The 8,908-nt window shown below is 74.7% G+C and carries 7 protein-coding genes; 3 read left to right on the top strand and 4 right to left on the bottom strand.

Translation table 11 applies throughout. From position 1 onward, the window contains the following. Both ABZ914_RS40265 and ABZ914_RS40260 read right to left on the bottom strand, forming a co-directional pair. Positions 1 to 1,063, bottom strand: a 1,063-nt coding sequence (locus ABZ914_RS40265; RefSeq protein ID WP_500199838.1) for a GTP-binding protein, incomplete at its 3' end; no start/stop codon positions are given. 233 nt (positions 1,064 to 1,296) lie between these two features. Next, a complete protein-coding gene (locus ABZ914_RS40260) occupies positions 1,297 to 1,827 on the bottom strand; it encodes a MarR family winged helix-turn-helix transcriptional regulator (RefSeq protein ID WP_500199836.1) in 531 nt (176 codons plus the stop codon). A 97-nt stretch (positions 1,828 to 1,924) separates the two neighbouring features. On the opposite strand from ABZ914_RS40260, the gene ABZ914_RS40255 reads away from it, so the two are divergent. Continuing rightward, complete coding sequence (locus ABZ914_RS40255; RefSeq protein WP_500199834.1) at positions 1,925 to 3,367, top strand: MFS transporter; 1,443 nt, start codon at positions 1,925 to 1,927, stop codon at positions 3,365 to 3,367. Positions 3,368 to 3,550: 183 nt separating this feature from the next. Beyond that, the gene (locus ABZ914_RS40250) at positions 3,551 to 5,437 is read left to right on the top strand and encodes a propionyl-CoA synthetase (RefSeq protein ID WP_500199832.1); all 1,887 of its coding nucleotides are present in this window, start codon (positions 3,551 to 3,553) and stop codon (positions 5,435 to 5,437) included. A gap of 63 nt (positions 5,438 to 5,500) precedes the next feature. Here ABZ914_RS40250 and ABZ914_RS40245 read toward each other — a convergent pair whose 3' ends face one another. Both ABZ914_RS40245 and selD read right to left on the bottom strand, forming a co-directional pair. Further along, positions 5,501 to 5,770, bottom strand: a complete 270-nt coding sequence (locus ABZ914_RS40245; RefSeq protein ID WP_500199830.1) for a GlsB/YeaQ/YmgE family stress response membrane protein — start codon at positions 5,768 to 5,770, stop codon at positions 5,501 to 5,503. Positions 5,771 to 5,827: 57 nt separating this feature from the next. Continuing rightward, a complete protein-coding gene (selD, locus tag ABZ914_RS40240; protein WP_500199829.1) occupies positions 5,828 to 6,820 on the bottom strand; it encodes a selenide, water dikinase SelD in 993 nt (330 codons plus the stop codon). A 176-nt stretch (positions 6,821 to 6,996) separates the two neighbouring features. On the opposite strand from selD, the gene ABZ914_RS40235 reads away from it, so the two are divergent. Then, complete coding sequence (locus ABZ914_RS40235) at positions 6,997 to 8,841, top strand: AMP-dependent synthetase/ligase (RefSeq protein WP_500199826.1); 1,845 nt, start codon at positions 6,997 to 6,999, stop codon at positions 8,839 to 8,841. Positions 8,842 to 8,908 lie beyond the last annotated feature (67 nt).

Here is an 8,908-nt window from a genome sequence, read left to right as displayed (position 1 = left end):
GCACCCCCCCCGCGCCGCCCGCCCGGTCGGGCCCGCCGGCCCGCCCGCGGGCGCGGCCCACGCCGGCGTCGCGCCGCCCCCGGGCCGGCGGCCGGCCGTCCAGGACGCTGACCCCGGCGACGGCGCGCCGCTCGGGGTCGCGCAGCAGGGCGGTGTCGCCGATGTGCAGGGCCAGCCGGGCGTTCAGGGTGAGGCGGGCGGTGTCGGGGCCGAGCGGGCGCAGCCGCACCGGGACGGCGGCGGCGCCGATGTGCAGGGTCATCCGCCGCGCCAGCCGCCCGGACGCCTCGCCGAACCGGGTCCGCACGTCCACGCAGGTGGTGAGCGACCAGCGGTCCGGGGTGACGAGGGCCATGCCCGCGCCGACCCGTCCGGCGTCGCGCAGCGTGAGGACGACGCGGGAGACGCCGGTGGCGCTCTCCCGGGGCGCGCCGGTGCTGCCGATCGTGCGGACGCGGACGCGGCGGCCCGCGGGCATGAGGAGCAGCTCGTCGCCGACGGCGATCGTCCCGGCGGCGAGGGTGCCGGCGACGACGCTCTGCCGCCCGGCGGTGAAGGCGTGCTCCAGCCACAGCCGCACCGGCGCGTCGGGGTCGGGCACGGGCAGCCGTCCGGCGAGCCGGTCCAGCGCGGCGGCCAGCTCGTCCATGCCCGCGCCGGTGACGGTGCTGACGGCGACGGCCTCGACGCCGCGCAGCGCGGTCCCGGCGAGCCGGTCGCGGGCCTGGCGCAGCGCGAGCTTGGGGTCGGCGACGTCCGCGCGGGTCACCGCGAGGACGCCGGCCTGGACGCCGAGCGCGGCGAGCGCGTCGAGGTGCTCCTGCGACTGCGGCATCCAGCCCTCGTCGGCGGCGACGGCGAACAGCACGGCGGGGACCGCCCCCACGCCCGCGAGCATCGCCGGGACGGACCGCTCGTCGCCGGGGACGTCGACGAACGCCAGCCTGGCGCCGGAGGGCAGCTCCGTCCAGGCGCCGGGCTCCTCGGGCTCCATGCCGGTGAGGGCGCGCACCAGGGCGGACTTGCCGTGCCCATGGTGGCCGGCGGTGGCGACGACCTGCATCAGCGCCCTTCCCGGGTCGCGGCGCGCGGGGCCGCGGGGAAGGGTGCGGGCACGGCGCGGGCGCCGGCGGGGACGGCATAGCGGGGGTTTTGCAGACGTAGGTCCACGGAAGGCAACCCTAAGGACGCCGGGCCCGGAAGCGAAACCCGATCGGGCCCACACCGCGCGATCATAAATCTCACTAACTTCGCGTAAACCTCAACTGGCGATGAATCGTCACGCCGAGGGCGCGGCTAATCGGCGGATCGGCCCTCGCAGCGCGCGAGACGCTCGGAATGCGCGAGGAAGTCGTCGACCATCCGGTGCACCAGCCCGGCCAGCTGCGCGCGCTCGGCCGGCGACCAGCCGGCGAGGGCGTCGGCCATCCACTGCCGGCCGGCGGCGCGGACCCGCTCGACGGCCTCCAGCCCGGCGTCGGTGATCCGCACGCGCTGGGCGCGGCCGTCGTCGGGGTCGGGGACGCGCTCGACGTAGCCGGCCCGCTCCAGCCGCTGCACCTGGCGGGTGACGTGCGGCGCCTCCACCGCCAGCCGGACGGCCAGCTCCCCCGGCCGCAGCGGGTCGGGGGCGTCGGCGAGGGCGCCGAGCAGCGGCACGGCGGCCCGGTCGACCGGCACGCCCGCCACCGCCACCGTCCGGTCGTGCTGCTTGGCGCGGGTGAGCATGTGCGACACGCGGCTGATCGCGCGTTCGATCTCCACGATGTCGCGCGGCGCCGCGGCGCCGGTGTCGGGGTGGGCGGCGGACCGCGGCGGGGTGGACATGTGATCCATTGTACGATGCATTTACTTAACTTAAGTAAGTAGAGTGTCCGAGCACGCCCCCGCTCCCACCGACCGGGACCGTCCCCCAGGAGGCTTCATGACCGGCGCCCAGACGGCGGCCGCCGCCACGACCGGGCGGCGGGCCGCCGGCCCCCCGCGCACCGGCCTCACCCTGTTCGCGCTGGCGATCGCCGGCATGGTGGTGTCCGTCCAGCAGACCCTCGTGATCCCGCTGCTGCCGGAGCTGATGACCCACTTCCACGTCTCGGTCACCGCCGTGACCTGGGTGTTCACCGCCTCCTTGCTGGCCGGCGCCGTCGCCACGCCGCTGCTGTCGCGGTTCGGCGACATGTACGGCAAGAAGAAGATGATCCTGCTGGTGCTGGCGCTGCTGCTGATCGGCTCGGTGGTCTGCGCGGTGTCCGGCTCGCTCGGCGTGCTCATCGCCGGACGGACCCTGCAGGGCGTGTCGTCCGCGATGATCCCGCTGGCCATCGGGATGATCCGGGACACCTTCCCGCGCGAGCGGATCACCACCGCGATCGGCATCGTCAGCGCCACCATGGGCGTCGGCGGCAGCGCCGGCATGATCGTGACGGGCCTGATCGCGGACCACACCACCAGCCACCACCCGGTGTTCTGGATCACCGCCGCGCTCGCCGCGGCGGGCCTCGTGCTGGTCGCGGTCACCGCGCACGACGCCGGGGCGCGCGCGGGCGGGCGCCCCGACCTGGCCGGCGCGCTCGTGCTGGCCGGATGGCTCGTCTGCCTGCTCCTGGCGATCAGCGAGGGCAACGACTGGGGATGGACGTCCGGCGGGGTGATCGCCCTGTTCGGCGCCGCCGTCGTGCTGTGCGGGCTGTGGGTCGTGATCGAGCAGCGGGTGCGCGAGCCGCTGGTGCGGCTGAGCCTGCTGGTCGGACCGAAGTCGCTGTCGGCGAACCTGTCCTCGACACTGCTCGGCTTCGCCATGTTCGCCGCGTTCACCCTGATCTCCGGCTTCGTCCAGTCCCCGTCCGACAAGGTGGGGTACGGGCTGGGCGGCTCGGTGCTGGACGTCGGCCTCTACATGCTGCCCAGCACCGTCACGATGCTCGTCGCGTCCGCGATGTCGGGCAACATCGCCCGGCGCATCGGCCCGGCCTACACGCTCGCGCTCGGCTCGGTCTTCGCGGGGCTCAGCTACACCTGGCTCGCCGTGTCGAACTCGCACGGCTACGACATGCTGGCGTTCAGCGCGATCCAGGGCATCGGCTTCGGCGTCGCCTACGCGGCGCTCGGCACGCTCGCCGTGCAGCACGTCCCGATGGACCAGAGCGGCATCGCCAGCGGCATCAACTCGCTCGTCCGCACCACCGGCGGCAGCGTCGCGGGCGCCGTCACCGCCTCGATCCTCGCCGGGAAGGTGATCGCCGGGACGGAGGTGCCGACGCTCGGCGCGTACGAACTGTGCTTCTGGATCGTCGCGGCCGGCGCGGTCCTGGCGGCCGCCGTCGCCGTCGTGCACGGCGTCCGGCACCCGCACGAGCGTCCCGCCTGACCGGGGCGTCCGGGGGCCGCCCGCACGGGCGCGGGCGCGGCGGCCCCGGGCGGGACGGTGACCCTCCGCGACCGGGAGGTGGCGGCGCGGGGCCTTGACGAACGGTACCCGCGCCGTGCCCTATAGGGGTGCGCCCCGAAACGCGGATTCGGGGCCGGACCCGACCGCCACCGGGAGGACGAAATGGGCGCCTACGCGGCCGCGTACGAACGCAGCATCGCCGATCCGACCCGGTTCTGGGGGCTGGCGGCGCGGGACGTGCGCTGGCTCGTCCCGCCGGACCGCGTGCTGGACGACGGCGCCCCGCCGTTCTACCGCTGGTTCACCGGCGGTGAGCTGAACACCTGCGACAACGCCCTGGACCGGCACGTCGACGAGGGGCGCGGCGACCAGGCGGCGCTCATCTACGACAGCCCCGTCACCGGGACGGTCCGCGGCTACACCTACCGCGAGCTGACCGACCTGGTCGCGCGGTTCGCCGGGGCGCTGCGCGCGCAGGGCGTCGACCGCGGCGACCGGGTCGTCATCTACCTGCCGATGATCCCCGAGGCCGTGATCGCGATGCTGGCGTGCGCGCGGCTCGGCGCGGTGCACTCGGTGGTGTTCGGCGGGTTCGCGGCGCGGGAGCTGGCGGTCCGCATCGACGACGCCCGCCCGAAGGCGGTCGTGTCGGCGTCCTGCGGGATCGAGGCCGGCCGGATCGTCGCCTACAAGCCGCTGCTCGACCAGGCGCTCGAGCTGGCGAAGCACAAGGTCGAGCGGTGCGTGATCCGGCAGCGCGAGCAGTTGCACGCCGACCTCGTCCGGCCGCGGGACGTGGAGTGGGACGAGGCGGTCGAGGCCGCCCGTCCCGTGGAGTGCGTGCCGGTCGCCGCCACCGACCCGCTGTACATCCTCTACACCTCAGGCACGACCGGGCGGCCGAAGGGCGTCGTCCGCGACAACGGCGGCCACGCGGTGGCGCTGCGCTGGTCGATGGAGAACGTGTTCGGCGTGGGCCCGGGCGACGTGTTCTGGGCCGCGTCCGACGTGGGCTGGGTCGTCGGGCACTCCTACATCGTGTACGCGCCGCTGCTGACCGGCTGCACGACCGTCCTGTACGAGGGCAAGCCGGTGGGGACGCCGGACGCGGGCGCGTTCTGGCGCGTCGCCGCGCAGCACCGCGTCAAGGTGCTGTTCACGGCGCCGACCGCGATCCGCGCCGTCAAGAAGGAGGACCCGGACGGCGCGCTGCTCGCCGGGCACGACCTGTCGGCGCTGGACGCGCTGTTCCTGGCCGGGGAGCGGCTCGACCCCGACACCTACCACTGGGCGTCGCGGGTGCTGGACCGGCCGGTCATCGACCACTGGTGGCAGACCGAGACGGGCTGGCCGATCGTGGCGAACCTGCGGGGCCTGGAGCCGATGCCGGTCAAGCCGGGGTCGCCGTCGGTGCCGGTGCCCGGGTACGACGTGCAGGTCCTCGGGCCGGACGGAGCGCCCCTCCCGCCGGGGACCGACGGGGACATCGCGATCCGGCTGCCGCTGCCGCCCGGCACGCTGCCGACGCTGTGGCAGGACGACGAGCGGTTCGTGGAGTCGTACCTGACCCGCCATCCGGGCCACTACCTGACCGGCGACGGCGGGCACCTGGACGAGGACGGCTACGTGTGGGTGATGGGCCGCACCGACGACGTGATCAACGTGGCCGGGCACCGGCTGTCGACCGGGACGATGGAGGAGGTCATCGCCGCGCACCCGGCGGTGGCCGAGTGCGCGGTGATCGGCGTGGAGGACGCGCTGAAGGGCCAGGTCCCGCGCGGCTTCGTCGTGCTGAAGAGCGGCGTCGCGGCCGATCCGGGCGAGCTCGGCGCGGAGCTGGTGCGGATGGTGCGCGAGCAGGTCGGCCCGGTCGCGGCGCTGAAGGAGGTCGCGGTCGTCCCGGCGCTGCCGAAGACCCGGTCCGGCAAGATCCTGCGCGGGGTGATGCGGGGCATCGCCGACGGGAAGAACGTGGCGGTGCCGTCGACGATCGAGGACACGGCCGTGCTGGAGGATCTGCGGCCCGTCCTGCGCCCGCCGGCGCCCTGACGGCTCTCTGGCGACGCCCTGACGGCGCCCTGGCGGCGCGGGTGCGGGAAGCGGCGTGGCCCGCTACGGGTCGCTCCTCGTCGGCCACAGCACCGCGACCGCCCACACGCCCGCCGCGGCGACGCCGATCTGGAAGATCGTCTCCCAGAAGTTCCAGCCGGACGTGCGGAAGCCGACCATCGCGCACAGTCCCGTCCCGGCGAAGGCGGCGACGACGCCGACCGCCGCGGCGACCCAACCCGGCATGCTCCGCCGTCCCGGCACGACCAGCCGGCCGAGGATCCCCACGACGGCGCCCAGCACGATGGCGGAGACGATCCCCCCGATGGTCATGCCCGCTCCTTCGCTCACCCCCGCCCTACCCGCCCTCGCCGCCGCGTATCTCGCGGGCTAGCGGACGACGAGGTGGCGCCGGCCGAGCGGGGCCAGCTCACCGATCACCGGGGCGCCGGGGATCTCGCCGGCCACCAGCAGCCCGCCGGAGGTCTGCGCGTCGGAGAGCAGCAGCCGCTCCTCCTCGGCGATCCGGCGGAACTCGGTGTGCGGGGAGACCCAGGCGAGGTTGCGGCGGGTGCCGCCCGGCACGAAGCCGTCGCGGACGGCGGCGCGCGCCCCCTCCAGGTACGGGACGGCGGCGGCGTCCACGATGGCGGTGACGCCGCTCGCGCGGGCCAGCTTGTACAGGTGGCCGAGCAGCCCGAAGCCGGACACGTCGGTGGCGCAGGCGGCGCCGCGTTCCAGGGCGGCCGCCCCGGCCGCCGCGTTCAGCGCCGTCATCGTCTCGACGGCCTCGGCGAACACCTCGCCGGTCGCCTGGTGCCGGGCGTTGAGCACGCCGAGGCCGAGCGGCTTGGACAGCGAGAGCGGGACGCCGGGCCGCCCGGCGTCCAGCCGCAGCAGCCGGTCGGGGTCGGCGACGCCGGTCACCGCGAGGCCGTACTTGGGCTCGGGGTCGTCGATGCTGTGCCCGCCGGCGATCGGGCAGCCGGCGAGGTCCGCCACGTCCCGGCCGCCGCGCAGCACCTCGCGGGCCAGTTCGGCGGGCAGCGCGTCGCGGGGCCAGCCGAGCAGGTTCAGCGCCATGAGCGGCTCGCCGCCGACGGCGTACACGTCGGACAGGGCGTTGGCGGCGGCGATCCGCCCCCAGTCGTAGGCGTCGTCGACGACGGGGGTGAAGAAGTCGGCGGTGGACACCACCGCGCGGCCGCCCGCCATGCGCAGCACGGCCGCGTCGTCGCCGTCCCCGCCGCCGATCACCAGGGCGTCGCCGCCGCCGGTGAGGCCGGCCACGACGCTCTCCAGCTCGCCGGGCGGGATCTTGCACGCGGAGCCGCCGCCGTGGGCGTACTGGGTGAGACGGGCGGCTCGGGCGAGACGGTTCACCAGGAAATTTAACGCACAACTACCCCAAATGATCAAGAAACGGACGGTACGGGTCCGGTCACCCAGGGGTCGCCCTTACCTCCGACCAGCGGAAGATGGCCGAAGGGGTTGTCCGAACCACGTTCGGCATGGTGCGATCCTGTTCTGCAAGTCATCACTTACTCAAGGGGCGCCTTATGGGGATCCAGGAGCAGCGGGACGAGCTGGACCGGGCCGTCGAGGGGCAGACGGTCTGCACCGGCCTCGCCGCCACCGCCGCCGAACACGGGGACGAGCCGGCCTACTCCGACCGGATCGACGGGCGATGGCGGACCCTGACCTGGGCCGAGACGCGGACCCGGGCCCTGGAGACCGCCGCCGGGTTCGCCGCCCTCGGCCTCGAGCCGGGCGACGTCGTCGCGCTGATGATGCCCAACCGGTCCGAGCACGTGCTCGCCGACCTCGGCGCGGTGCACGCCGGCGGCGTGCCGACGACCGTCTACGCGACGCTCGCGCCCGACCAGATCGCCTACGTGGCGGGCCACTGCGAGGCCAAGTACGCGGTCCTGGACGGCGCCGACCAGCTCGCCCGCTGGCAGCCCGTCCTCGACCGGCTCCCCCACCTCCGCAAGATCATCGTGGTGGACGCCGCCGCCTGCCCGGACGGCGACGACCGGTACCTCGGCTGGGACACCTTCTCCGCGCTCGGCCGCGGCGCCCTCGCCGCCGACCCGGACGCGATCGACCGCCGCTGGCGGGCCGTCACCCCCGAGGACACCGTCACCCTGCTCTACACCTCCGGCACCACCGGCGACCCCAAGGGCGTCCTCATCACCCACTCGATGGTGCTGCACGAGGCCGCCATGGTGCAGCGCAGCTCGGTGCTGCCCGACCACCCGTCCGGCGTCTCCTACCTGCCGTTCGCGCACATCGCCGACCGCGTCCTCAGCTACTACCTGCCCGTCCGCCTCGCCGCGCACGTCCACTTCTGCCCGGACCCGGCGCAGCTGACCACGGTGCTGGCCGAGGTGCGCCCGCACTCGTTCTTCGGCGTCCCGCGCGTCTGGGAGAAGATCATGGCCGGCATCCAGGCGGTGCTGTCGGCCGAGCAGGACCCGGCGAAGCGGGCCGCCGTCGCCGCGGCCCTGGACGCCGGCCGCGCCTACGTGTCCGGCCAGGAGTTCGGCAACACCCTCACCCCCGAGGTCACCGCCGCGTTCGAGGCCGCCGACGCCGCCGTCCTCACCCCGATGCGGGCGCTGCTCGGCCTGGACCGCGTCCGGCAGGCGTCCAGCGCCGCCGCGCCGCTGCCGGTCGAGGTCGCCCGGTTCTTCGCCGGCCTCGGCCTGAAGATCTTCGACGCCTACGGGATGACCGAGACCACCGGCGCCATCACCGCCAACCTCGCCGACTCCTTCAAGCTCGGCACCGTCGGCCGCCCGTTCGACGGCGTCGAGCTGACGCTCGCCGAGGACGGCGAGATCCTGGTGCGCGGCGCGACCTGCACCCCCGGCTACCTGAACCGGCCCGAGGCGACCGCCGACCTCATCGACGCCGACGGCTGGGTGCACACCGGGGACGTCGGGCGCCTCGACGAGGACGGCTTCCTCACCGTCGTCGACCGCAAGAAGGAGCTGATCATCACCGCCGGCGGCGAGAACATCGCCCCGTCGATGATCGAGAACCACCTCAAGGAGCACCCGCTGGTCGGCCAGGCGCTCGCGTTCGGCGACCGCCGCCCCTACGTCGTCGCGCTCATCACGCTGGACGGCGAGGTCGCGCCGGTCTGGGCCGCCGCGCACGGGATCGAGACCACCGACCTCGCCGCGCTCGCCGAGCACCCGCTCGTGCTGGAGGAGGTGGGGAAGGCCGTCGAGGACGCCAACGCCCGCCTCGCCCGCGTCCAGCAGGTCAAGAAGTGGCGGCTGCTGCCCGCCGAGTGGACGGCCGAGAGCGAGGAGCTGACCCCCACCCTCAAGCTGCGGCGCCGGGTCGTGCACGGCAAGTACGCCGAGGCCCTCGACGCCCTCTACGCGGGGTGATCGACTAGTATCGCGGCGGAGGCGCGCGAGCGCCTGGTGGCCTCCGCGGTCTTCAAAACCGTTGGTC

The organism is Spirillospora sp. NPDC046719 (genome assembly GCF_040645715.1).
Taxonomy (GTDB): Bacteria; Actinomycetota; Actinomycetes; order Streptosporangiales; family Streptosporangiaceae; genus Spirillospora.
Note: the sequence above shows the minus strand (reverse complement) of the source record. Positions and strands in the feature narration are given on the sequence as shown.

What these genes read in the sequence shown, in the direction of transcription:
- ABZ914_RS40260 (WP_500199836.1), bottom strand. Translation starts at nt 1,827, where the DNA reads ATGTCCACCCCGCCGCGGTCCGCCGCCCACCCCGACACCGGCGCCGCG.
- ABZ914_RS40255 (WP_500199834.1), top strand. Translation starts at nt 1,925, where the DNA reads ATGACCGGCGCCCAGACGGCGGCCGCCGCCACGACCGGGCGGCGGGCC.
- ABZ914_RS40250 (WP_500199832.1), top strand. Translation starts at nt 3,551, where the DNA reads ATGGGCGCCTACGCGGCCGCGTACGAACGCAGCATCGCCGATCCGACC.
- ABZ914_RS40245 (WP_500199830.1), bottom strand. Translation starts at nt 5,770, where the DNA reads ATGACCATCGGGGGGATCGTCTCCGCCATCGTGCTGGGCGCCGTCGTG.
- ABZ914_RS40235 (WP_500199826.1), top strand. Translation starts at nt 6,997, where the DNA reads ATGGGGATCCAGGAGCAGCGGGACGAGCTGGACCGGGCCGTCGAGGGG.